We start from the raw sequence: 21,815 nt of genomic DNA, 5'->3' as shown, positions 1-21,815 counted from the left end.
GAGAGGATCCCATGGTTCAAGCGATCTCGTCGATGGTCGAGATAGATTCTCCTGCTCTGCCGCCTCTTCGGCGGCTTTTTCATGTCCGTAGAGACCCTGGAAATTGCTGATTATTCGAGGTGCCCTTTAGTCCTGCTACAGATTTTACCTCTACATCTTCTGGTGACAATGGAACGATCACATCCTCAACCCTGGCCCCTCAAGCGGCCCCTCAAGGCGTCCCTGGCCCCCTGCCTCTGCTTGGCGCCGGTGCCGCCTTCGGCTGGAGCCGTCGTCTGCGTCGCCGCCTGAAGACCGGTTCGGTGCCGGCAACCGCTTCGTTCAAAACAGCTTCGCTGCCGTCCGTTCTGTCGCCTCTGGCCTGAGCGCAGGGCGGGGATGGAACTCCTGGCGAATCTGCCGCACTCCTCGCTGTTTTGATCGGCCCCACCTGGATGGGGCTTTTTTTTGGCTACCGATCTCGGGTTGGGGTGCCTGGTGTTCTGAGGCTAAGCCGCCAGCCCCCTGGTCCTTCGCCCGCTCCTTCCCTCACCCCTTCGTGCTCCGCCTTGATGGCCTCTTCCCGCAAGCCCAATCCCCTGGATTGGGGCTCGTCGTCGTCGGTCCGGGGCCTGTCACTGGCGGGCCTGGTGTTGTTGGCGCTCTATGGCTCAATCCTGCTGGGTTCGCTGTTTCCGATCCAGCTGCTGGCGTCCGCCTGGCAGCTGAAGCTGGGCTCGGCCTTGATCAATGCCGCACCCTTTCCGTTGATCGGTCTGGGCCTGTTGCATCTGGCGGCCGAACTGGATCCGCAGGATTCGCTGCTGATCCAGCGCCGCAGGATCTGCGCCCAGCTGGCGGTGGCGGCGGCCCTTGGGTTTCTGCTGCTGGTGCCGTTGCTGTCGCTGGCGGCCGTGGCCCAGCAGCAACAGCGCAGTGCCGATCAACAATCCCTCATCCGCCGGGCCGACACCAACCTGCAGGCCCTGCGCCAGGTGGTGAGCAGCGCCAACAGCCGCCGCGAACTGCGCGATCGATTGCTCGCCCTCAACGGGCCGGTGCTCAATGAGGCCGATCAGGCCCTGCCCTTGTCCACCATCAAGACCCAGGTGAGTGGCGTGCTCGATCAGGCCGCCGCCCAGGTCTCCCGCCAGAGTCAGCAGCTGCCCCCTGCCAGCCCCCTGCAATTGCTGCCGGAGCTGCTGCGCAATGCCTTCGCCAGCCTGGCGTTGGCGATCGGTTTCGCCGGCCTGGCCCGGAGCGGCCCCAGTGGGCTTTCGCTGCTGGCGGAGCTGCAACAGGGCTGGATACGCCTGCGCCATCGCAGGCTCAGCCTGCGCCGGGGTGCGGGGGGGAAGGTAGGCAACCGGGAGTATTGGCGCCAGCTGGAAGAAGGGGCGGGTGGTGAGGGCAGTTCACGGAGGTGAAACGTCCGATGCGGAGCGCAGCGCAGCCAACGTCAACAACGGCCGGCTCGTATCACCCTTGACGCGTCCCCCGATCATGAAAAGGGCCGGAGCGGCGCCCCATCAAGAGTTGGTGACTGGCCTTACTGGCTGTGCTGGACCTATCGGTCCTTCAGGGTCCCCCGGGACTACGCCCTGGCAGACGAGAAAGGGGGCCGCAGCCCCCAGGGCAGGCGGCGGCTCAGAGCACCCGCACCTCAGCCTGACGGCCCAGCACCCGCTGGTGATTGGCGGCCAGGATCAGCGCCTGCTCACGGGGCACATAGTGCGGCGTGGAGCTGTAGTGCCCCTCAGGATCAAGAAACAGGATGCGCAGGAGTTGGCCTGCGGCATCGAGCAGATGCACTGAGACCAGGCGGATGGAGCAGGAGCGCAGGGCAGGGGAAGGAAGACCGGAGGCGGCCATGGCTGGCTGGCGAACGACACCCCGACCAGGCCCCGGCGCTGGCTGGGGTGCGCCAGGGTCGCGCAGCGACTCGCGTTCAGCCCTGGCGCAGCGCCCGAGCCGGGGCAGAGCGGGTGGCGGTTTCGCCCAGCCCCATGGCCGCCCTGATCCCCAGCAGCCCGTCCCGCCCTGGGCACCGCTGAGGAGTTGCCGTGATGCTGCTGGCAATAGCCCGTGACGTTGCTGGGGCCGGATCCCCGGAGCACTGATGGGTCTCACCTTGATCGAGGCAGCCAAGTACGAGAGCCGTCTGGAACATCTGGCGGTGATCAAGACCTTCAGCGAGGGGGAACTGCTCTCGCGGCTGCCGTTCATGAACATCGCCGGCGGCGGCCTCTTCTATTCCGTCGAAAAAGAGCTCCCCTCGGTGGGCTTCCGGGCGGTGAACGAGGGCTACAAGCAGAGCTACGGCGTCGTTGATCCCCAATCAGAAGCGGTGCACCTCTTTGGCGGTGACGTGGATGTGGACCGCTCGATCGTTGACCTGCAGGGCCCCGAAGCCCGCGCCTCCCAGGTGGAGATGAAGGTGCGCTCGATGCGGTTGACGCTGGAGGCCGCCCTGGTCAATGGCGACGCCACCGCCAACCAGGGCAGGGGCTTTGACGGCCTAGCCAGGCGTCTCACCCCTGGAGCTGAGATGGCGCTGAACAACGGTGGCGGGGCGCTCGATTTCGACAAGCTCGATGAGCTGATCGACTCGGTCAACTCCTACGGCGGAATGAAGTACCTGGTGATGAGCAAGGCGATGCGCCGTCAGCTCAATGCCTTGGCTCGGGCCACCGTTGGTCAGGGCGTTTACAACGTCTCCACCAACAACCTGGGGGTGATGGTGCACCACTACCAGGAGTGCGAAATCCTGACGATCGATCGCGATGCCCAGGGCCTGGAAGTGCTGGGTTACGGCGAGGCGGGCGGCACCAGCTCGATCTACTGCTGCACCTTTGGCGATCAGGCGGTGACTGGCCTGCAGGGCCCGTTCCAGAGCCGTTACGGCATTTCCGTCCGTGACCTGGGTGAAGTGCCTGATGCCCCGGTCTTCCGCACCCGCATCGACTGGTACGTCGGCTTTGGTGTCATGCACCCCCGCTCCGCCGGCCGGCTGCACAGCATCGCGCCCATTTCCTGACCACCACTCCGTACCCCTTCTTTGGAGACCGACCGATGACTCCGCTCAAGGCCAATGCCCTCCTCGATGCCGCCACGGTGCTGGTGGGCTGGACCAACCGCTCCGCCAGCCGCGACACCGAGAAGGTGTTCGTCAGCGGTGAGGTGGTGAAACTCAACACCAAGCTCGATGCTGCCGCTCGCTTCTCCCTGCTGGTGTCCCACCCGGGCCATAGCGCTGCGGTAACGGTGGTGCTGCACCTGGCACCGCAGCTGCGCGATGGAACCAGAGGCACCTTCATCCCCGTCGCCACCGTCGCTGTGCCAGCAGAAGGCGGCCGGGTGGAGGCGTACATCAGCGGCCACGACATCCTCCTGGACACCGCTGATGTGGATAACGCCGACCTGCCGGCGCTCTGCTTTGCCAAGGCGATCGTCACCCCCTCAACGCCTGAGGGAATGGTGGTGGGCCTGACTGCCACCCTGCCGGCCTGACCATGACCCAGCCAACAACGGGGCTGGCAGCCCATGGCCCCCTCCCCGCCGGGATGCTCCGCATCCGTCAGGGCCAGCAGGAGCGTTACGTCTGGCCGGTGCATCTGCCCGGCTGGCTGGCGCTGGGCTGGCGGGTTGCTGGTGCCGAGACCACAGCCGGAGCCCCATCGGTTGGGGTCTCCACAGCAGAGCCGCAGGTACCCATCGCCACGGCTGCTGGCGAGCCCCCGGAGCAGGGCAATGCCAAACCTGCAGCAACACGTGGCCGGCGCGGTCGCCGCCGCAAGGAGGAGCTGGAGCCCGCTGCTGCTGCTGACGATGTAGCGCCAGCCGCCCAGCAGGAGCCGCAACCAGAAGCAACACCTGCTGAACCGGATCTCGTTATTGATGAGGTTGCAGCTCTTGTTGACGTCGCTGCCGATGACACGGAGCCAAGCGAATCAGCGGCGCAGACCGAGGCCCATGCCGAGCCCGATACCGATACAGCTGCTGAGCTCCCGGTGCTTACCGCCCTTCCAGACGACCTCTTTGACGACCAGTTGATCTGATCCACCCAACTTGCCGGCCATGCCCTACCCCCTGCCCCAGCAGCCAAGCACCGTGGGCGGTCAACGGGTGCGGCTGCTTCCCCCTATCGGCTGTCCTGGCATTGAGCAATGGGTGCTGCCGATGGAGTTCAGCCGCTGGGCCGAACTGGGCTACCGCAAGGGCCCGATTCCGGCCGATGACCTGGAGCTGTTCTGGCTGCCAGCCGACAGCCGCTGGAACGAACCGATCGGTTCAGTTGCGATCGAGCTGCTGATCAACCCGCGCCAGAGCATCCCCACGCCGATCTCAGTGACCTGGGGCGATGGCAGCAGCAACGTGATGCCCTGGCCGGTGATCTCACGCACAGCACCAAGGCTGCGGCACGCCTATTCCCAGCGGGCCGATGTGACCGTGCAGGTGCAGCTGGGCCTGCTGATCGCCACCTTGCCCGTCGCCCTGGTGGGCTGCCCGGTGCCGCCCCAGCAGCTGCTGAACAATCGCGATGGCGGCGGCGGCACAGCAGGCGTTATCCAGCCACTGATCCCCAGCGGCGGCATCACCGGTGAGCCCTACGACGGCCGCCATGCCGTCGTCTGGCGCCTACGGCTCCACCCGAATGGTGGCTTGGGTTTCCTGCCGGACCCCAGCAGCGGTGAGCCGGCCCTGGCGGTGGTGCAGGAATCAGGCGTCGGCAGCCGTGCCACCCGCTGGTATTCCGGCGATGGCCCGCCGCCTACAACCCTGCAGCCGCCACCGGCAGTGGGGGACTTCTACCTGGACCGGCTTTCGGGGCAGGTCTACGAGCTCAGCGCCTGATCGCCATGGCCAGCGACAACCGCGGGCTGGCTGAGCGGGTGGAGGTGTTCACCCGCGCCACCAGTGATGCCCTGCAGAAAGCGATCAGCGAGGTGCTCGCTGCCCGTAATCCCTGGCAGCTGCTCTACCGCCTCTCGCGCATCGTGCTGCTCGGCCTGGTGCTCTACACCGCCTGGTTGCTGATCACCCTGCAGCCGGACCTGGCCAAACGCATCACGACCCCACAGGCCCAGAGCCTGCAGGAGCAGGTAAGCGCGCGGCAGCCGCAGGTGCAGACGCTGCTGCGCAACGCGATCGAGACCAATCGCTCTGGCCTCCACACCCTGGCCCTCTTGCAGTGGGACGGCGGCGGCAGCGTGACCGTGCTGGCCGCAGATGGCCGCCATGGCCAACTGGCTCTGACGCCGGGGCAGCAACCGCTGCTGGGCGTGGAGATGGCCGAGGCCCTGGGCCATGTAGCGCTAGGCCTTTGCTCCAGTGAAAGCCTCCAGGCCCTACTGATTGGCAGCACGCCTGTCCCCGGAGCTTCTGCTGATGCAGGCGTGGCCTTGCTCTGCCCGGTGGGCTGCAGCAGCCAAACCCCAGACCGAGCCCTGCTGCTTGGCATCTATGGGCAGACGGGACCTGTCCCACGGCCAAGAAGTGCAAGGAGCTTCCGGCCCGAACCGCAACAGGAGCAGCTGCTGTTGATCGCTCGGCGCCTGGGCGAACTGCTCGATGGGGGCTGAGTGAAACTCCAAATTTGGCGTGAATTAGGAGTTGGCTTGGAGTTGGCACACGATCGGCGGACTTGGGTAGGTGCTGGCAACAGCCAGTGACGCCGCACGCTGCTCTCCATGCTCCTCTCCTGGCGTCAGTTGGCCTCACTGCTCGGCCCCCCTGGGTCCATGCCGCCACAAGTGGCCTGGCTGGCCAACCCTCAGGTCAATGACAAGCGCCTCCTGCTGCGAGCACCTGCTGGCCTGACGATCAGCCGCGTTGATGCCGTGCTCAGCGGCGGCACAAGCCCCAGCGTCAGCCTGTCGCTGCGTCATGGTGCCGATGTCTCGGCTCCTGGCACAGCCGTCAGTACAGATCCGCTCACCATCGCCAGCACCACCACCGGTCGTGCGATCACCAGTTTTCAGAACCCGGAGATCCCCGCGGGCCACTGGCTGTGGCTGCAGCTCACAGCCGTCAGCGGCTCACCCCAGGCCCTGACGGTTTCGATCGAGCTGCAGTAAGACCTCCTGCCTCCCGGAAGGAAGGGCAGGAGGCTGGGCCGGGCTTGGGAAAGCCGGAGCGCGGAACTGCACGCGCCCGGCGTCGCCGGTTTGGCTTAGCAGGTGGCTGGGGAGGCGCTGCCTGCGCCGGCATAACCACATCTATTCAGACTCCGCCAGTTTTGATAGTCCCTCGATGGGGACAGTCCCGCCCAACAGCGAACACTCCATCCATCGGTAGTGCTCCGATGCTCGCGCACACCTCGCTGGTAATAGCCACTGACGCAACACCTGCCTGGCTGCCATGGGGTCCTGGAGTTCCACCGGTTCAATTCGCGGTCCTCAGGGCCCCGCCGGCCCGCAGGGCGGGCCTGGTGTTCAGGGCAGCCAAGGGCCAGCGGGTCCGCAAGGGCCCCAGGGGCCCTCTGGTCTGCAGGGCACCACTGGTCCGGCAGGCCCTGCAGGTCCGGCTGGTCCTGCTGGCAGCCAGGGCATCCAGGGTCCGGCGGGCATCGGCATCAACTTCAAGGGTCAGGTGGCGGCGATCGCCAACCTGCCGGCCAATGCCGCCCAGGGCGATGCCTACCTGGTGCAGGCTGATGACTCCCTGCGGGTGTGGGACAGCGGCACCAGCAGCTGGGTGAGCGGTGGCTCCATCCAGGGGCCCCAGGGTCCGGTGGGCGTGGCGGGGCCCGCTGGGACCGCTGGCCCCCAAGGACCAGCTGGGCCGCAGGGACCACAAGGCATCCAAGGCTCTGCCGGCACCGATGGCCTGATCGGTCCCCGCGGCACGGGCTGGTTCACCGGCAGCGGTGCTCCTCCGCTGACCATTCCTGGTGCGGTGGATGGTGACCTCTATCTCGACCTGCTCAGCGGCACGGTGTATCAGCTCGGGCCCATTCGTGTTGCTGACCTACCGGCGATCGGCAGTTCCTTCCAGGGCGGCTACTACGCCGGGCTGATCAGTCACACCGCCAACGGTGTGGCCAGCCATGCCCTGATCATTGCGCCAAAGACGGCGGGCTCGCTGCTGAACGTGGCATGGAAGAGCGCCAACACCGCCAGCGCTGGCACCACGAGCGTGTTCGACGGCTGGGCGAACAGCGAGGCGATTAACAACGCCAGCCATCCAGCGGCGCAGTTCTGCCGCTCGCTCAACATCAGCGGCTACGACGACTGGTACCTGCCAGCCGCCCAGGAGTGGGATCTTCTGTATCGGGCCTTCAAGGCGGAGGCGACTGCCCCTGGCACCTATTCCGGGGCTGGCTATGGCGCCAACCCCTATGCGGTGCCCCCGGGCGGCAACTACAGCGACAGCAATCCGGCCCTCACTGGCGTGCTGGCCTTCCGGGCAGGCGGCGCTGAGACGCTGCGGCACTTCGATGAGAACGTCGGCGACGATCCCTTCTTCCACTGGACCTCCACCCAGGCCGCCAGTGGCACCGCCTACCTGCGGATGACCTACCTGGGCGATCAGTTCGCCGAGAGCAAGACGATCGCCTCAGGCACCCAGGTGCGGGCTATCCGCCGCATCCAGGTGCTGCCCTGATGCTCTGCCCCACCCTCTGCTGCTGATGGGAACCGGCTGATGGCCAACTGGCTGCCGCGCACCCAGGTCCCCGGCCAGCGGCTGAGCGTGAGTGCCACCACCACGCCCCTGTTGCCGGGGGCCAGTGCCTTGCTCGATCTGCCGGGCCTGGGGCGACTGGGTCATTTCCTCGCCGTCAGCACCGATGCGCCGGGCTGGGTGAGCTTCTACAGCTCGGCGACGGCGCGGGAGGCCGATGGCAGCCGCCCGATCACCCAGGACCCAGCGCCCGGCAGCGGGGTGCTGCTCGATCTGGTCACCACGACCGCCTCCCTCACAGTTACTGCTCCGCCGGGCGGCACCTACTTCCCAACCGACGGTGGCACGTCCCCCAACAGCCCACCGCTGCTGCGGGCGGTGGTGCGCAACACCGGCACCGCCCAGGCCGCCATCGCCATCACCGTCACCGCCGTGGTGCTGGCGCCCTGAAATGAGCCGCACCCTGATCGACATCAGCCGCCTTGGCACCGAAACCACCTGGCCCACCGTGGCGGTGGAGGTGAACGGCTATCTGCAGAACTGGCTCAGTGCCGCCAACGCCCAGGTGAGCCAGCACCAGCTGCGCCTCGCCACGGCACCCAATCCCAACGCGACCGCTGCCGATCCCTGCGGCTGGCGCCTGGAGGCGACCTTGTCGCAGCTCACTCCCGGCGGCGTTCCGGCGGTGCTGCTGCTGGAGGTGTTCCTTACCGGCACCACCCTGCAGATCCGCCCCGGCATCGGTAACACCGAGCCCTACGTGGGGGGCGACACTCAACAGGGCTGGGTGTACCCGGCCGGCGATGTGGGACTGAGCAGCGGCAGCTGGAGCACCACGCCGCTGCCCTTCAACGCCCAGGTGGGGTGGTCGTTAGCACCGGGGGCTGAATACTTCGTGTTTGCTTACAGCCAGCACCGCTTCTCGAACAGGCAGGCGGTGCCATTGCTGATCGCCCGCGATCAGGTGTCCGGCCACTGGATCCTGGCGGCCTCGCCACCCTCCACCACGTTCGATGCGTTGCGGGCGGTGAGCTGGAACTTCCGCTCGGGCCAGCCCTCAGGCTCCCGCACCCTGCTGCGTGAAAACTCCTTCGCCCCGATCCAGATCCGCCGGCCCGCCGAGCTGGTGCTCGCCACCACCGACTGGAGTTACTACGAGAGCGCCAACGAACCGGCCCAGTTCTGGGAGCCGCTGCTGCTTCCCCCCGATTTCGCGGCGCTGAACCTCAGCAGTGCGGCGATGAGCTACTTCAAGCCGCCCGATGGCAGCGAGTGGCTGGCGATCGGCGGCCATGGCCTGCTGCTGCGCACCAAGGACGCACCTGCCCCACAAGGAGGCACGGCGCCATGACCTATCAGGTGTTCTGCCAGAGCTTTGCGCCGGGCAGCTGGAAGTGGACCAGCAAGGACCCTGCTGGGGTCGGCCTGCAGCTTGACGCGGCTTTTCGGGACTTTGCCGCCCTGGTGAACGCCCTGCCCGGCAACGCCAGCACGCCGCTTTCTGTCATCCGCTCCCATGCCGATGCCACCGCCAACCGCTGGGGTTACACCTGGCAGCTGGGCCATCCAGTGGAACCTGCCCACCTCTGGTTCCTCAGCGAAAGCACCACAGCCCAGGGCGAGACCCAGAGCAGCAGCAGCGCCGTGTTCGGCAGTGCGCTGGCCAGCACCTTCACGAACAACACCAGCAACGGTGGCTACGGCACCTACAGCGACTCCAGCGCCAACAGCACCGGCCTGGCCTACGTCGACAGCACCCTCACCGGGGCCACCGCCATCGGCGCAATCCTGCTGATCGCACGCGACACCACCCCTGGCCAGGAGTTCTTCTGCTGGGCCCTCAAGACCCATGGCGGCAACGACGAGCTGCACCGCGACAGCTGCCATGCTCTATACAAGAGCCCTGGCACGACGGGCTGGAACTCGATCGCCGTCTTTCCCCGCACCAGCAAGCAGTTCTACGGGCAGGTGGTGCTGCACGGCTATTCCGGCAACCGCTTTGGTGGCCTCCCCTCCGCGATGAGCAGCAGCCTCCACTCGAACGGCCACCAGCTGCGCAGCGGCATCGCCCTGGGCCACTACGACTTCACTCTCCAGGCCCAGGGCCTGTTTGACAGCCCGCCGCCGCTGATCCAGCTGCCGGCGCCGCTGTTCATCGGCTCCACCTCCACCCGCGGCGCCAGCACCCATTTCGGCAAGGTGACCCGCCCCGATGGGGTGATGCTGCAGCTGGGGCAGCGTTCCACCGATCGAGACGTATGGCTGTGGGTGCCAGCGGGCACTGGCCACAACCAGCCCAGCCCCTGGAGTTCAGCCCTGGCCCTGAGCCACTGGCGGGAATGCAACGAGCTGCACTTCATCAGCGGCCTGCCGCCCCAGGGCCAGCCCCATTGGGGCCTGCAGCTGATCACCGGCACGGCGGACTTCATCCGCCACTTCCCGGCGATGAGTGCGGTGGGCGCGCGTCAGCACCCGCAGCAGGGACCACTGCTCAGCAACAACCCTGGCGGAGGTGGGGGTACTGGCGGCGGCGAGGGTGGCACCGGAGGTTCCCCTCGACCCACTGCAGGGCTGCTCTGGCCCAGGGGGGTGTGAGGCCTGGTTCAACGCGCCAGGGTGCGGCGGATGTTCTTGAGCAGTAGCAGCAGGTGCAACGGATCGGTGGGCGAACGCTCGAACTCCGGCATCAGGTACTCGTATCTGTGCCTGTTGTGTCCACCCGAGTTCTCCCTGCAGGCGCAGCCTGTCGCGTACGGGCGGGATGAAAGGGGGGCGAGCGATGACGGGGATCTGCAGCCCACCCGCCAGGCCCCTACCTGGCACGCACCAACCTGCCGCGCACCTGCTCCCGCTCCGAGCGCCTGGCCGGCAGGGGCGATCCCCGCAGGATGGCTTCAATGCGCTCCACCAGGTATTTAGGCACCATCCCGCCTGCTACCCGCTCACGGGGCAGCAGGAAGCCACCAGCCAGCGGATTCCACTGGGCAGATTGCTGATGCAACAGCCGGCCGCCCTTACCGCTTTTCTCAAAGCGCACCAGGGATCCCTGATCGGGGCAGGCATGGAGGGTGACGCGCCAGCGGATCCCGCTCTGGATCACATCGTGGAGAACCTGGACCTGGGCCATGGCCGCAGCGGCGGAGGACCCGACCCAGAGGCGGCGCCGCGCAAGGGCTGGCCAGAATCCTTTGCAATCAGATTCACCGGGCAAACAGGCCCTGTGGCGGCCAGCTCGTGGAACCCTTGCGCGGCGCCGCAGCATGGGAAGGGCCGGCGGCGTCTTGATCGGCTACCACCAGACCATGGCAACGTTCCTGCGCTCACCGGACATGCTCGTGAGCCTGGCGTACGACATCGGCCCTGATGCGACACCCGAACAGGCCGAGCGACTGTTTGATGCCTTGGTCAGGCGGGGTCTGCTGCGGCCGTGGCAGCACGGCTTCTGGGAGTTGGCGACGCTCACGAAGGACGAACTCTGCGCAATTATTGAGGTGACGATCTGAGATTGGCGACAGCCGACCACCTCAGACCTCCATCCAGCCGGCCCGAGGGCTCAGCTGCAGTGCCGGGCTGCCGCCGCCGCCCGCGCCCCATGGGCCGGGAAGGTGACCACGAACGAGCGAGCGGCCTGGGCGCAGAGGGGGATCCCAAAGCGGCCGCCGCAGGAGCTGCACTGCACCCCGCTGCCGGGCCTGGTGGCCGGGCAGGCCACGAACCGCACGCCCTGATGGCGAAAGACTGCGGGCGCATCGGGCGGCACCACGCAGACCGCTGGGATTCCCTGCCGCTGTAGCCCCGCCGCGATGGAGCGGGACTCGGTGGAGGCATTGATCACCAGACCCTTGGCCGCCGCCAGACGGAGGGCGGCTTGATTCTCCGGGCCCATGGGGAAGTGGGTGTAGGACCAGGCCGCCCGCAGATGGCGTGTGGCCTGAGCCAGCTGGAGGAGCAAGGCCTGATCGATCCGCAGCGGAGCGGCCGGATCGGGCCATTGATCCCCGGCGACGCAATGGCGGAACATCACCCCCGCAGGCAGGGCCGCCACCTGCTGGATGAAGGCCGCCGCCGGCAGGCCGCTCTCGCCCCGGCTGAGCCGATCCCACTGCAGGCGGGTGCGGAAGCCAGCCTCGGCGTAGCAGCCCTGATCACCGGCGAGAGGACAGGAGGAGGGGCAGGTGAGCCGGCTGGTGCTGGAGACAGCGATCGGGCCGGTTTTGCCGTTGCCAGATGGGAAGGACAGGGAGGCTCGGTGGGACTCGGCAGGGGCCACGGCTGAGGGGACGCAGGACCCCGCCCCCGACCGCGCCGCCGGTCAAGGGCTCGCCACCTCCCATTGGCGCGGCAGCGCCCAACGCAACAACGGCGAGCCAGGCCTGACCCTTGCCGCGGCGCGGATCCTGGGGCGGCCTGCGGACTCGGCCGGGCACCCCGAGGACCATCGAGTCGGAGCCGTCCGCTGGCAGGCCAATGGCCAGAGAGAATTCGGCTTCGCTGCAGTCGCAGACCCTCAGCGATGCGCCCTGTCCATGGGGTCAACCGCCGGGTGGCTCAGTTTTCGATGTCGCCTCGAAGCCAATGCAGCAAACCCCTGCGGGCCAGGCCCCGAGAGGCCTGAGCCGCAGGGGCACGGGGCCTCAGAGCACCCGCACGGCGGCCTGGGGCCCGAGCACGATCTGCTGATTCGAGGCCAGGATCAGGGCCTCGGCGCGGGGCACGTAGTGCGGCTGGGCGCTGATGTAGCCCTCGCGATCGAGGAACAGCACCCGCAGCAGCTGACCGGCGCCATCCAGCAGATGCACCGAGACGATGCGGATGGGGCAGCAGGGCCAGCAGGGGGAGAGGGAGGCCATGGCCGGGAAGACGAACGACCGGGCCGATCAGCACCGGCAAGGAGACGGCCGGCAAGGGGCCCGAGCCTGCGAGGGATTCACGTCAGCCCTTGCCAGACGGCCCGCGCCGGTGCAGGCCCAGGCGGCGTTCGCCGGCCCGGCCAGCCGCACCGCCCCGACGGCAACCCAGGCCCCACTTCGCTCGGTGCGCTCTGACCGCCACCGGCCCAGATGGGGGCACCACCAGTCCCGACCGCGACCACAGCACGGTTCCTTCCAGTCGCCTGCCCCGCCCAGTCCGCCGCCATGGGGCGGGAAAAAGCCGGGATCAGGCTCCCGGCCAGCCCGGGGCACAAGGCCCCCGAGCCTCAGTGGCTCAGCACCCCGCAAGGGAGATCAGCCTCGGCTTGGGCCAGCAGCCGCTCGGCCTCCTGGATCTCCTGCAGCTGGGCGATGGCGATCCGCGCCTCCTGCTCCTCCTGCAGGGCGGCATCGATCGCATCGACCCGCTGCAGGCACTGCTGGATCGCGGGGAGCACCTCCTCCTCCAGCAGGGTGATCTCTTCCTCCCCATAGGGGAACTCAATCCAGGTGCGGCGCAAGGGCCGGCCGGCGGAGCGCTGCAGGATCCGCTCCACGCAGCGGAGGGTGGACTGCAGCAGCAGGAACGGATCCTCCTCAGGCGAGCAGAAGGGGGATGGAGCGGCCGTGACAACCATGGGTGAAGTGCGCCGGGGGCGCAGCGACGGGACCGATCCCAGCCATGGCCCGACGCAGGAGGGCCATAGCGTGGGGAGGTCCGGCGCAAGGCCCCAGAGGGGCGAACCCCAGACGGGCCACCAGCCGCAGATCCCCCTACCCCTGCGTGGCCGGTGCTTCACCTCTGCGCCAGCACCGCCCAGCCCGTGCCCTCTCCTTCCACCATCCAGCGCCGCGCAAAGTTGCGCCGGCTGTAGCGGCAGAAGCGGGCGATGCCGCCGATGGTGGTGCCGTTCACCAGATCCGCCTCCCCGTAGGGGTCGTGCACGATCAGGTGGGACGGCGTGATGCCGACGACGATCAGCCAGTGGCCTCCGCCGCCCGGACTGCTGATCGGACCGCGGTGCAGGTAGCCGCAGGGGACAGGGATGCCGGCGGCGATCTGTTCTTCCAGGGTGGAGAAGCAGGCCTGCTTGCTAAACCGGGCGGTGATGCCGTAACTGACGAGGGCCTTGATCTGGGCCGCAGGGTCGGTGGTGTCGCCGAACTGGCGGACCCTGGCCAGGTACTGGTCGTCGCCGTTGGGCCCGGAGAGGACGCCGGGTTTCAGGAAGGCCAGGAGCATGGCGCAACTGGAGGAGAAGCACATCCGTCGGCCCTGATCGGTGGCCGAATCCAGCTGGGAAAACCAGGGCACCGAGAGCGGGTTTCCCTTGCTGGCAGAGGCTCGATCCGCAGCGGCCTGGCCTGATGGCGAAGCCGATGGGGGCTGGCCTGCTGGCGCGAGGGCTCCTCCAGCGGCGGCGCCACCCATCACAGGCTTTCTCCCTGGAGCGGCACTCCACAGCGCGGCTTCCGCCTTGCGCCGTCGCCGCAGCCCGGCCTCGCTGGGACCACCGGGGTTCACGTAGAGCATCAGCGCCGCCGGCACCTGCTCCAGCTCGCCCTGCCGCAGCCGGCTGGTGAGGGTCGAGAAGCCCTTGCCGCCGAACCAGGCCGGGCCGCAGTTGTAGGTGAACGACAGCAGCGCCGCCTGCTGGTTGGTGCCCAGCCCCTGCCAGCTGGGGATGCGCTGGGCCAGCAGGTGACAGTCCCGCTCCAGACGGCGAGCCAGCAGGGCATCAGCCAGCTCCTGAGTGATCGTGTCGCCGGCCTTGACCGGGGTGCCATCGACGTAGGTCGTCGTACCCCAGCCGATCGTCCAGGGCTCGCCGCCGGTCTCCGGATCGGGGTAGGCGGTGAGCCGGCAGCCCTCGAACTCCTGCACCAGGGGGAGGGCCACAGCGACAGCGGCGGGGATGTCGGTGGCCGTAGCCGGTTTTTCCGGCCACGCCTGCGGTGTCTTCGTCTCCACCGCTGCTTTCCACAGGTCCCGCAGCTCACTGCCCTCCTCCAGGGCCTGGGGCTCATATGCCACCAGCCGCTCCAGCACCGCCAGCAACCAGGCCCGGTGGTGCGGCAGCTCGGTATCGAAGTGCTCGACGTAGTCACCAGCTGGGATGGAGCGGCTCATCGGAACACCCCCCGCCGCCCGGGCGCCAGCGCCGGTTGGATCTTCCCGATGGCGGTCTGCATGCCGGAGGGGAAGAACAGGGCGCTGACCGTCATCCAGCGCTCCAGGCAGGCATTCACCTGGCGGGGGGCCTGGAGCCAGTTGGGCAGCTCGCAGGCACCGACGAACGCGGTTGAGAAGACGAGCTGGCCGGTGAGCAGGCCATGGGAGGCGGCTGCTCCGAGCAGCCGCAGCAGGGGGTTCATCAAGCCAGAGGGCGGTGGGTCCTCTGGCTCTTGCCACAGGAATGGCAAGAAACCCCGTGGGGGCCTCAGCCCGCCCCCACCAGCTGCTGGCGCAGGGCGGCCAGAGCCTTCTTCTGGGCCCGCTGCACCGCCATCGGGCTGATCTGCAGCTGCGCCGCGGCGGCTCGCAGGGAGAGCCCCTCGAGGATGGTGAGCCTCAGGGCCGTGGCCTGCGCCGCCGGCAGCTGCTCCACGAGCTGCTCCAGGGCGGACCCGGCGAGGGAGGGCTCTTGCGGGGGCTCGGCTGCGGGAGCCACCAGCTGCTCCAGCAGGGAGTGCTCGCCATCAAGGCAGGCATCGAGGCTGCTGTGCCCCAGCGGGCAGGTGCCCTTCTCGTGCTCCCGGCGGGAGATGCGCACCAGGCGGACGCGATCGCGCAGGTGGTGCTGCAGGGCCCCGGCGATGCAGCGGCGTAGATAGGGCCAAGCAGGCTCGCCTGCTCTGCAGCAGGGAGCGGAGCGCACCAAGGCCTCGCGGGCCACCTGGATCAGATCCTCCCGCTCCACCAGCGGGAACAGGCGCCGGGCGGTGGCGGAGGCAATGGCATCGGCCAGGGGCAGGTGCTCCAGCACCAGGGCATCGCGGGTACGCAGGGCAGAACGGCTGAGACCTGGGGACTGCTGCTTGCTGCCAGAGGGGGAAGAAGAGAGGGAAGCCATCTGGGGGACGGCGGAGAACCCCACCCCCACCGGCCGGCCGCAGCGCCGGGACAAGGACGCCCGACACCGGAGGGCGCCTGGCCCGATCCTTGACGCGGCGTGAGGACTGGCCGAGGGATGCGGTGGGTGTGCGCCGGTCCGGTGGCCACCCCCCCTCCCCCACTGCCGGTGCTGCAGGGTCCCCCAGCCCAGGGACCGCCCAATCGAACCGTCATACCGATGCCATGGGCCGAGTCGCGCTGGAACCTGTTGCATCCACCCGCTCGCTGGGGAGGAAGGCGATCCATTGCTCCAGGAAGCCCAAGCCCACGGGCGGTGCGGCGACACCCGAAAGCCGGAGGCGAAGGGCCTCCGGCCCCGGGGTGCTCAGAGCACCCGCACCTCGGCCTGGGGACCAAGCACCCGCTGCTGATTGGCGGCCAGGATCAGGGCCTCTTCTCGGGGCAAGTAATGCGGCTCGGCGGAGATGTGGCCCTCGCGATCGAGGAACAGCACCCGCAGCAGCCGGCCGGCGGCATCAAGGAGATGCACCGAGATGATGCGGATCGGGCAGGAGCGGACCAGGGGAGAGGCGGCCATGGCTGGGCTGGCGAACGACACCGCCGACACGCCCCGGCGCCGCCTGCGCCGTGCAAGGGTCGCGGAGCGCAGCGCAGCGACTCGCGTCAGCCCTTGCGCGGTGTGCAAGCCGGGGCAGGCCGGGTGGCGTGATCGCCAGACCCCACGGCCTGCCCACCAGCAGCAGGCTCAACCCCCATCCGCCGCAGGTGCTTCAGGGCAGACCAGATCGGCAGCTTTGCGGGCATCACGGAGCACTTGCAACAGCACCCGCGGCGACTCTTTGAGCAGCTCCACCCAGTGGCCCAGATAGGCAGCGTGATTGGCCATGGCACTGCCGATCTCGAGGCGATCGCCGAGGAGCACGGCGCCCAGCTCGGCCACCAGCTCCTCGCGGGCATAGACCAGGCCGCCATCGCCTCCTTCGCCCATGCCGCCGGAGAGATCACGGGCCAGCCGGGAGCTGTGGCCTGTGGAATGAATCACCTCATGGGCCCAGGTGGCGTAGAGGCCCCCTGCCGAGTGGAAGGCGGTGCGATCAGGGAGCTGGATGCGATCGGGCACCGGCAGGTAGCAGGCCCGATCACCCGCGAAACTCACGGGCACCGGCCAGCGGCTGAGCACCGCCTCTGCATCAGCCAGCCGCTCCGGCTCGGGCCGTAGCACGGCCCCTTCGGCCTGGCGGCGCTTCTGGATCAACGCCTCCAGAGCCTCGCCTTCCAGATCGGCAGCATTGAAGAGTGCCACCGCCCGGTAGGTGACCCAGCTGCGGCCAGGCTGAACCGACGACTGGCCATCGGCGGAAGCTGATCCTTGGCCAACCTCAGCAGCTGAACCCGACTCCGACAGCATGCCTTCGCCCCCCTGATGCACTTGGGGCCGCAGCACATGCACCGCCTTGCTGCCCTTGCGGGGGAAGATTCCCAGGGCCTTGGCCTCAGCAAAGCCACACCAGTAGGGCAGAGCTGACCCCCGCAGGTGCATCCCCAGGGTGAGCAGTGCTGGATTGGCGCCGCGGTAGCAGCGGCCGGAGAGCAGATTCACGTGGTGGCCCCCCGAGGCGGCATCCCACTCCCGCCGCCAGGGGGTGGTGCCGGCCTCCAGCAGGGCGACCAGGGAGGCCACCAGCTTCTCCTCAGGCGAGACCTTGGCAGCAGCAGCTCCCTGGGCTGACCGGGAGGAGCGTGATGGTGTAGTAGAAGCCACGGATGGGCAAGCGCAGGACCGCAAGCGCAAGCGCGGCCAGCGACAAGGGCCGGCCACAGCGCTCCGTGAATCCAGTGCCACCGGCGTCTCATCGCCTGTGGCGGGCCGGCTTGCGAAGCCCTTGCGCGGCCGCGCACGCTGAGGATTCCTGCGCGTCGCTTCACTGGGTCCTTAGTTAGAGCCCGAGCCCACCTAAGGCTCGTGGTCGTCCGGTTTCTGCGCCATAGGCTGCTGGGCAAAGCTGGCGAGTGCCACCGGCGCCATGGCGTTGAAGTTCCGCGTCATTCAGTCGAACGACCGCGGGCTGATCACGAAGCAGGGTGATCGCACCTACGCCCGACGGGGTCCCGCCAAAAGTGAAGAGGCCCTTGAACTACCGACCCTGTTCATCTGGGTCAGCCGCAAAGACCGCTACCTGGCTCGTTGCTGGACACAGTGGACAGGGGAGCGGCTTGGGGATGACTTCATTTACGACGTCAGCCGGTTCCGTGATGTGATCGATCTCCACGGCGATACCCGTTATCACCAGTGGTGCTCGAAGCAGCTGCGCCTTGAGCTTTGGGCGATGCAGCAGCCAGCTCTTGATCTAACTGAAGTGAGCTGCCCGGTACCCGAAGCCGTATACGAAGCCAATCGACATAAGACTGCCGCATATTTGAAACGAAGGAAGCAGCGCTTAGAGGTACAGACACCCCGCCTCACCAAAGCCGAGCAGGAGCGGATACAGCGGTTGTACGAGCAGAGAGATCGTCTCAACGAGGCCTCAGGATGTATCGAGTATCACGTGGACCACATCATTCCACTCGCCAAAGGAGGGATGCACCACCCAGGAAACCTCCAACTAATCACGGCAGCTGAAAACATGCGAAAGGGAGCTAAGCTGGTGCTCTAGAGCTCCTATTTGCAGTTGAGCCGTGCAGAGTCACTTCGTCTGAACTGCATGGGAGTTCAAGTTGCCAATCTTGGATTCATCACGCCCGTCATGCTCATGACAACTGTCGGTTCTACCGGGCGCACCTGCTGGGCGGTGGCCTCCAGGAAGGCCACGAGGATCGTGATCAGCAGGATGTAGTCGCGCAGGAAACAATCTGGAGCCCTACTCTCTCCAGCACTGGGGTTGGACTGGAGCTGCTCATCAAGAATGCGCTCCAGTGGTCTCCAGAGTGGGTTTTCGCGGGCGTGCTGGCAGCAGTCGCCAAGGGGCTTCTGATAGCTGGCCTCGCCAAGGGAGGCCACCGCCGTGGAGTGCGCGAAGGCATTGCGAACTCGGCGCAGCGTATGCAACGCCCGTTCCACGTGGTGGTCGATCAGGCCCAGCCGCTGGGCCAGGGCGATGCGGGCCCCGAAGGATCCCAGCGGGCGATCGGTGAGGAAGAGGGTTTCACGGCCCGAGGGAGGCACCAGTGCCGCTTTGAGTAGGACCTCCAACGCGGCATCCACGCGGGCTGCACCGACGAGCACAGCTCCCCGGCCGCGCTCGCTCAACATCTGCAGCGCGATCGTGCGGGCAGATTCAGCAACGCGGAGGGCTTCTGGTGTGGGTTGGTTCACCCGAGCAGGTCCTCCACGAATTCCGAGCAGGTGTCGCCGCTGGTGATCAGCAGGTGGTCACGGGCGCGGGTGCAGGCCACATAGAGCAGGTGGCGTTCGGTGGCCACCACCTCTTCCAGGTCGCTGTCGTCGGTGAGGGCCTTGATGCGTTCAGCGTTGGGGATCACGTCTTCGTCGCAGGCCATCACCACCACGGCGCGGAACTCAAGGCCTTTGGCCAGGTGCATGGTGGAGAGGGTGGCCTTGCTGCCAAGGCGCATGGCGGTGGGCTGCAACTGCTCGTAGGGCAGGTCGGCCAGCTCCAAAGCGGCCTGGGCGCGAGCGAGCTCCTGTGGGCTGCGCACGAACACACCGAACTCCTTCGGGTTCAGGCCTTCGGCCAAGCGCTCCTGGATCCAGCTGGCTACCGCTTCGATCTCGCTGTCGTGGTCTTCGCATTCGCGGATGTCTGGATCAGGACCGCTGATCACCGATACGGCACCACGGCGATCCTGCACGTTGCCGTCCACATCGCGGGATTCCGGGTCGAGCAGCTGGTCGGCCTGCTGGCGGATCTGCTGGGAGGTGCGGTAGTTGATGCGCAGGGTGCGGGAGCGACCGCGGATGTCGATGCCGTATTGGTTCCACGAGAAAGGCTGCTGGAAGATCCGCTGCCCCAGATCCCCTGCGAAGAACAACGCATCAGCTCCAGTGCCGGCGATCGCTGCAAGCAGGCGCAGCTGGGCTGCGGTGATGTCTTGGCATTCATCCACCACGATGTGCTGGTAGGGGCGGGCGCCCGTACGCCGCAGCTGCTCAGCAGTGCGGTGGTAAAGCTGGTGATCCGTGATCAGGTTCTTGGCGTCGAGCTCCTGCATCGCCTGCTCAAAGCCCTCCCAGAGCAGGCGGCGCTTGGCCTCGTTGAGGCGGCTCTTGCGTCCCAGCCGGCGTACGTCGCGGTAGCTTTCCCAGTCGCGCAGGTGGAAGGCGTCGACGACGTCGCGGAACTCCTCGACGCTGAAGGCCTCGCCGTAGATCCGGCTGATCTCGGCCGGTGCATGGCGGCGGATCATGGCGTCGAGATCCTCCACGGCGATGCGGTTCGGTTTGCCGAGGTGGGCGGCGTGCATGCGCTCACCAAGCTCCTGCATGGCCAGCACATCCAGCCGTTCCACCAAGGCGGGTTCGCCATCGACGAGGCGATGCAGCTTCTCCTGGAGCAGGGCTGCCAGGGGCGCAGAGAAGGTAGTGAGCAGCACCCGCGCGTCGGGATTGGCGCGGGCCAGGTGCACGGCACGGTGGAGCGCCACGACGGTTTTGCCGGTGCCAGCGGAACCCTGCACCCGAGTGGGGCCGTTGAAGGAGCGCAGCACCCAGTCGCGCTGGGAGGGGTGAAGGAAGACGATCCACTTCTCCCAGGGGTAGTCGAGGGCGCGGGCCAGCTCTTCGGTGCCGGACACAACGCGGAAGCGACGTTGGGCATCGGGGTGCTCGTAGGGATTGCCCCTTTCGGGCGGCACCACCTCTGGTTTGGTCGGCGTGGTGCCAGTGGCCAGGTCGATGATCGCTTCTGCCGCCTCACCGGGGAGGTGGGAGGCGATCACCAGGAGCATGTCGTCGTCCGCAGTGCGGACATCGGGGATCCACTCGGCGGGTACCCCGTAGCTGAGTAGCTCGTCTTCTGTGAGGTTGGAGAGGGGCCGTTTGGGTTCCGGGGCAGGGGCTGGTTCGCTCGGGACGTAGAGGGGGATCTGGATCTCGCGGACAGTTTCGCGGATCTCAACGATCTGAGCGGCACCGGTGACGGGATGGGTTTCGATCTTGCGCCGCGAGGCCCACTCGTAGGCGGGGTCGTGGTGGCCGACGAAGCAGAGCATCACGCTGCTCTCCACGCGGTGAAAGATCAGGCGGATGTCACGGCTGGCGCGAGCTGACCAGAAGTTTTTGTCTTTGATATTTTCCAGCCGATGGCACTGCAGACCAGGGTTGGCTGAGCTCATCTGCAGCTCGAAGGCCGCCACCTTGGCAGCCCTCTGCTCCTCGCCACTCAGGCGATCAAGACTGCCTTGAAAAGTGTCGGCGAGCAGAAACTGCATCAGGACACCCGGTAGACCTTCATCACCTCATCGCCCAAGTGATTGATGACCTTGACGGCGATGCGCCCCGTTGATGGCTTGGTAAAGGGCACAGAGGTGTCGCTATTCCATGAATCCCAAGCCTCCTCGTCGATCTCAGCCTTGAGCGATGTTTTTAGGCTCTTGTAGGGATCGTTTTGTCCGAGGAAGTAGGCCTTACGAACAAAGAAGCTCTCACCGTTGTACTCGCTGTCAATGAACCAGCACGCAATGGTGGCTGGTTCGTCGCTGCGCACCTCACCTGTTGAAGGGTCGAAGACGTCGACGCCATTGATCTTCACCTGGATCTTGTCGTCTGGCGCATCGAGGATGTCGATGTCCGGTTCGCCGAAGATCACGAACAGGTTGCCCTTGCCGGTGTTCTTGAGGTCGGGCTGCATGTGCAGATCGGCATTCATGCGGGCTTTGAGAACCGGTAGGGGGCCGAGCTTGTCGAACTCTGTGGACTGGGCTTCGTAGTTAAAGGCGCAGCTGATCAGCACACCAAAGCCAGCATCAGCGCACTCTCGGGCAGCTTCTACAAGGTCGACGCGCGAGACAGTTCCGAACTCTGGGCCGATGAAGATGCCGGCTGTTTTCACAATGCCATCGGCATCACGGTAAGCACCCTTGCCAGCGATGTAGCTACCCGGCCAACCATCCAACGATTCAAAACTGATGCGGTCTTCCTTATGAGTTTGCTGAAAAACCCGGCCACCTCTGCGAGAATGCATCAACTGCCCATTCGTTGATGCGAGGCCAACAGGAGCGCAGCGGCTCCCTGTTCTCCTACGTCTCGATCGAGGAGCGGATCCCGAGCA

General features: G+C 67.0%; 26 protein-coding genes. 13 read left to right on the top strand and 13 right to left on the bottom strand.

From position 1 onward, the window contains the following. Positions 1-551: 551 nt before the first annotated feature. Positions 552-1,406 carry a hypothetical protein gene (locus KBZ33_RS18080; RefSeq protein WP_254954802.1) on the top strand — a complete coding sequence of 285 codons (855 nt, stop codon included), beginning with the start codon at positions 552-554 and terminating at the stop codon, positions 1,404-1,406. A 220-nt stretch (positions 1,407-1,626) separates the two neighbouring features. Here KBZ33_RS18080 and KBZ33_RS18075 read toward each other — a convergent pair whose 3' ends face one another. Then, positions 1,627-1,851 carry a hypothetical protein gene (locus KBZ33_RS18075; RefSeq protein WP_254954801.1) on the bottom strand — a complete coding sequence of 75 codons (225 nt, stop codon included), beginning with the start codon at positions 1,849-1,851 and terminating at the stop codon, positions 1,627-1,629. 247 nt (positions 1,852-2,098) lie between these two features. Between KBZ33_RS18075 and KBZ33_RS18070 the strand changes: the two genes are divergently transcribed. From KBZ33_RS18070 to KBZ33_RS18025, 10 genes are all read left to right on the top strand, one after another. After that, a complete protein-coding gene (locus tag KBZ33_RS18070; RefSeq protein WP_254954800.1) occupies positions 2,099-3,016 on the top strand; it encodes a major capsid protein in 918 nt (305 codons plus the stop codon). Positions 3,017-3,051: 35 nt separating this feature from the next. Beyond that, entirely contained in the window at positions 3,052-3,489 is a 438-nt protein-coding gene (locus tag KBZ33_RS18065) for a hypothetical protein (protein WP_254954799.1), read from the top strand. A 2-nt stretch (positions 3,490-3,491) separates the two neighbouring features. Then, positions 3,492-4,037 carry a hypothetical protein gene (locus KBZ33_RS18060; protein ID WP_254954798.1) on the top strand — a complete coding sequence of 182 codons (546 nt, stop codon included), beginning with the start codon at positions 3,492-3,494 and terminating at the stop codon, positions 4,035-4,037. A gap of 19 nt (positions 4,038-4,056) precedes the next feature. Continuing rightward, complete coding sequence (locus tag KBZ33_RS18055; RefSeq protein ID WP_254954797.1) at positions 4,057-4,833, top strand: hypothetical protein; 777 nt, start codon at positions 4,057-4,059, stop codon at positions 4,831-4,833. A 5-nt stretch (positions 4,834-4,838) separates the two neighbouring features. Then, complete coding sequence (locus KBZ33_RS18050; RefSeq protein ID WP_254954796.1) at positions 4,839-5,561, top strand: hypothetical protein; 723 nt, start codon at positions 4,839-4,841, stop codon at positions 5,559-5,561. Positions 5,562-5,669: 108 nt separating this feature from the next. Next, positions 5,670-6,056 (top strand): hypothetical protein, encoded by a 387-nt coding sequence (locus tag KBZ33_RS18045; protein ID WP_254954795.1) that lies wholly within the window; start codon positions 5,670-5,672, stop codon positions 6,054-6,056. Between the two features lie 283 nt (positions 6,057-6,339). Continuing rightward, positions 6,340-7,584, top strand: coding sequence for a hypothetical protein (locus KBZ33_RS18040; RefSeq protein ID WP_254954803.1), 1,245 nt, complete (start codon positions 6,340-6,342; stop codon positions 7,582-7,584). Positions 7,585-7,623: 39 nt separating this feature from the next. Next, entirely contained in the window at positions 7,624-8,052 is a 429-nt protein-coding gene (locus KBZ33_RS18035; RefSeq protein ID WP_254954794.1) for a hypothetical protein, read from the top strand. 1 nt (position 8,053) lies between these two features. Continuing rightward, positions 8,054-8,953 carry a hypothetical protein gene (locus KBZ33_RS18030; protein WP_254954793.1) on the top strand — a complete coding sequence of 300 codons (900 nt, stop codon included), beginning with the start codon at positions 8,054-8,056 and terminating at the stop codon, positions 8,951-8,953. Then, positions 8,950-10,197: a hypothetical protein gene (locus KBZ33_RS18025; protein WP_254954792.1), complete on the top strand. Its 1,248-nt coding sequence runs from the start codon at positions 8,950-8,952 to the stop codon at positions 10,195-10,197. Before KBZ33_RS18030 ends, KBZ33_RS18025 begins: the two co-directional genes overlap by 4 nt. A gap of 217 nt (positions 10,198-10,414) precedes the next feature. Here the strand turns inward: KBZ33_RS18025 and KBZ33_RS18020 are convergent, their stop codons facing one another. Further along, positions 10,415-10,729, bottom strand: coding sequence for a hypothetical protein (locus KBZ33_RS18020; protein WP_254954791.1), 315 nt, complete (start codon positions 10,727-10,729; stop codon positions 10,415-10,417). A 133-nt stretch (positions 10,730-10,862) separates the two neighbouring features. Between KBZ33_RS18020 and KBZ33_RS18015 the strand changes: the two genes are divergently transcribed. Next, the gene (locus KBZ33_RS18015; RefSeq protein ID WP_255011882.1) at positions 10,863-11,105 is read left to right on the top strand and encodes a hypothetical protein; all 243 of its coding nucleotides are present in this window, start codon (positions 10,863-10,865) and stop codon (positions 11,103-11,105) included. A 50-nt stretch (positions 11,106-11,155) separates the two neighbouring features. Here the strand turns inward: KBZ33_RS18015 and KBZ33_RS18010 are convergent, their stop codons facing one another. The 8 genes from KBZ33_RS18010 to KBZ33_RS17975 form a co-directional block, all read right to left on the bottom strand. Continuing rightward, entirely contained in the window at positions 11,156-11,872 is a 717-nt protein-coding gene (locus KBZ33_RS18010; protein WP_254954789.1) for a hypothetical protein, read from the bottom strand. A gap of 364 nt (positions 11,873-12,236) precedes the next feature. After that, a complete protein-coding gene (locus KBZ33_RS18005; RefSeq protein ID WP_254954788.1) occupies positions 12,237-12,452 on the bottom strand; it encodes a hypothetical protein in 216 nt (71 codons plus the stop codon). 347 nt (positions 12,453-12,799) lie between these two features. Further along, positions 12,800-13,150: a hypothetical protein gene (locus KBZ33_RS18000; RefSeq protein WP_254954787.1), complete on the bottom strand. Its 351-nt coding sequence runs from the start codon at positions 13,148-13,150 to the stop codon at positions 12,800-12,802. A 158-nt stretch (positions 13,151-13,308) separates the two neighbouring features. Then, positions 13,309-14,643 carry a glycoside hydrolase family protein gene (locus KBZ33_RS17995; protein ID WP_254954786.1) on the bottom strand — a complete coding sequence of 445 codons (1,335 nt, stop codon included), beginning with the start codon at positions 14,641-14,643 and terminating at the stop codon, positions 13,309-13,311. After that, positions 14,640-14,888, bottom strand: a complete 249-nt coding sequence (locus tag KBZ33_RS17990; protein WP_254954785.1) for a hypothetical protein — start codon at positions 14,886-14,888, stop codon at positions 14,640-14,642. The genes KBZ33_RS17995 and KBZ33_RS17990 overlap by 4 nt, the downstream gene beginning before the upstream one ends. A 65-nt stretch (positions 14,889-14,953) precedes the next feature. Continuing rightward, positions 14,954-15,640: a sigma-70 family RNA polymerase sigma factor gene (locus KBZ33_RS17985; protein WP_254954784.1), complete on the bottom strand. Its 687-nt coding sequence runs from the start codon at positions 15,638-15,640 to the stop codon at positions 14,954-14,956. Between the two features lie 312 nt (positions 15,641-15,952). Continuing rightward, the gene (locus KBZ33_RS17980) at positions 15,953-16,165 is read right to left on the bottom strand and encodes a hypothetical protein (RefSeq protein WP_254954783.1); all 213 of its coding nucleotides are present in this window, start codon (positions 16,163-16,165) and stop codon (positions 15,953-15,955) included. A gap of 168 nt (positions 16,166-16,333) precedes the next feature. After that, entirely contained in the window at positions 16,334-17,269 is a 936-nt protein-coding gene (locus KBZ33_RS17975) for a zincin-like metallopeptidase domain-containing protein (RefSeq protein WP_254954782.1), read from the bottom strand. Positions 17,270-17,612: 343 nt separating this feature from the next. Between KBZ33_RS17975 and KBZ33_RS17970 the strand changes: the two genes are divergently transcribed. After that, positions 17,613-18,242: an HNH endonuclease signature motif containing protein gene (locus KBZ33_RS17970; protein WP_255011881.1), complete on the top strand. Its 630-nt coding sequence runs from the start codon at positions 17,613-17,615 to the stop codon at positions 18,240-18,242. 56 nt (positions 18,243-18,298) lie between these two features. On the opposite strand, the gene KBZ33_RS17965 is transcribed toward KBZ33_RS17970, so the two are convergent. From KBZ33_RS17965 to KBZ33_RS17955, 3 genes are read right to left on the bottom strand one after another with little or no spacing between them, the layout of a single operon-like run. Further along, the gene (locus tag KBZ33_RS17965; RefSeq protein WP_254954780.1) at positions 18,299-18,901 is read right to left on the bottom strand and encodes a hypothetical protein; all 603 of its coding nucleotides are present in this window, start codon (positions 18,899-18,901) and stop codon (positions 18,299-18,301) included. Continuing rightward, the gene (locus KBZ33_RS17960) at positions 18,898-20,976 is read right to left on the bottom strand and encodes a 3'-5' exonuclease (protein ID WP_254954779.1); all 2,079 of its coding nucleotides are present in this window, start codon (positions 20,974-20,976) and stop codon (positions 18,898-18,900) included. The genes KBZ33_RS17965 and KBZ33_RS17960 overlap by 4 nt, the downstream gene beginning before the upstream one ends. Continuing rightward, on the bottom strand, positions 20,976-21,728 hold the full coding sequence (locus KBZ33_RS17955) for a hypothetical protein (RefSeq protein ID WP_254954778.1): 753 nt from the start codon (positions 21,726-21,728) through the stop codon (positions 20,976-20,978). Before KBZ33_RS17955 ends, KBZ33_RS17960 begins: the two co-directional genes overlap by 1 nt. Positions 21,729-21,815 lie beyond the last annotated feature (87 nt).

The organism is Cyanobium sp. Cruz-8D1, assembly GCF_024345975.1.
Taxonomy (GTDB): Bacteria; Cyanobacteriota; Cyanobacteriia; order PCC-6307; family Cyanobiaceae; genus Cyanobium.
The sequence above is the reverse complement of the archived record's forward strand: the minus strand, read 5'-3'. Positions and strand labels throughout refer to the sequence as shown.

Coding starts and splice junctions, on each gene's coding strand:
- KBZ33_RS17955 (WP_254954778.1), bottom strand. CDS start 21,728: ATGCATTCTCGCAGAGGTGGCCGGGTTTTTCAGCAAACTCATAAGGAA.
- KBZ33_RS18050 (WP_254954796.1), top strand. CDS start 4,839: ATGGCCAGCGACAACCGCGGGCTGGCTGAGCGGGTGGAGGTGTTCACC.
- KBZ33_RS18030 (WP_254954793.1), top strand. CDS start 8,054: ATGAGCCGCACCCTGATCGACATCAGCCGCCTTGGCACCGAAACCACC.
- KBZ33_RS17960 (WP_254954779.1), bottom strand. CDS start 20,976: ATGCAGTTTCTGCTCGCCGACACTTTTCAAGGCAGTCTTGATCGCCTG.
- KBZ33_RS18045 (WP_254954795.1), top strand. CDS start 5,670: ATGCTCCTCTCCTGGCGTCAGTTGGCCTCACTGCTCGGCCCCCCTGGG.
- KBZ33_RS18075 (WP_254954801.1), bottom strand. CDS start 1,851: ATGGCCGCCTCCGGTCTTCCTTCCCCTGCCCTGCGCTCCTGCTCCATC.
- KBZ33_RS18055 (WP_254954797.1), top strand. CDS start 4,057: ATGCCCTACCCCCTGCCCCAGCAGCCAAGCACCGTGGGCGGTCAACGG.
- KBZ33_RS18060 (WP_254954798.1), top strand. CDS start 3,492: ATGACCCAGCCAACAACGGGGCTGGCAGCCCATGGCCCCCTCCCCGCC.
- KBZ33_RS18000 (WP_254954787.1), bottom strand. CDS start 13,150: ATGGTTGTCACGGCCGCTCCATCCCCCTTCTGCTCGCCTGAGGAGGAT.
- KBZ33_RS17990 (WP_254954785.1), bottom strand. CDS start 14,888: ATGAACCCCCTGCTGCGGCTGCTCGGAGCAGCCGCCTCCCATGGCCTG.
- KBZ33_RS18020 (WP_254954791.1), bottom strand. CDS start 10,729: ATGGCCCAGGTCCAGGTTCTCCACGATGTGATCCAGAGCGGGATCCGC.
- KBZ33_RS17980 (WP_254954783.1), bottom strand. CDS start 16,165: ATGGCCGCCTCTCCCCTGGTCCGCTCCTGCCCGATCCGCATCATCTCG.
- KBZ33_RS18040 (WP_254954803.1), top strand. CDS start 6,340: ATGGGGTCCTGGAGTTCCACCGGTTCAATTCGCGGTCCTCAGGGCCCC.
- KBZ33_RS17995 (WP_254954786.1), bottom strand. CDS start 14,643: ATGAGCCGCTCCATCCCAGCTGGTGACTACGTCGAGCACTTCGATACC.
- KBZ33_RS18025 (WP_254954792.1), top strand. CDS start 8,950: ATGACCTATCAGGTGTTCTGCCAGAGCTTTGCGCCGGGCAGCTGGAAG.
- KBZ33_RS18070 (WP_254954800.1), top strand. CDS start 2,099: ATGGGTCTCACCTTGATCGAGGCAGCCAAGTACGAGAGCCGTCTGGAA.
- KBZ33_RS18005 (WP_254954788.1), bottom strand. CDS start 12,452: ATGGCCTCCCTCTCCCCCTGCTGGCCCTGCTGCCCCATCCGCATCGTC.
- KBZ33_RS18015 (WP_255011882.1), top strand. CDS start 10,863: ATGGGAAGGGCCGGCGGCGTCTTGATCGGCTACCACCAGACCATGGCA.
- KBZ33_RS18065 (WP_254954799.1), top strand. CDS start 3,052: ATGACTCCGCTCAAGGCCAATGCCCTCCTCGATGCCGCCACGGTGCTG.
- KBZ33_RS18035 (WP_254954794.1), top strand. CDS start 7,624: ATGGCCAACTGGCTGCCGCGCACCCAGGTCCCCGGCCAGCGGCTGAGC.
- KBZ33_RS18080 (WP_254954802.1), top strand. CDS start 552: ATGGCCTCTTCCCGCAAGCCCAATCCCCTGGATTGGGGCTCGTCGTCG.
- KBZ33_RS17970 (WP_255011881.1), top strand. CDS start 17,613: ATGGCGTTGAAGTTCCGCGTCATTCAGTCGAACGACCGCGGGCTGATC.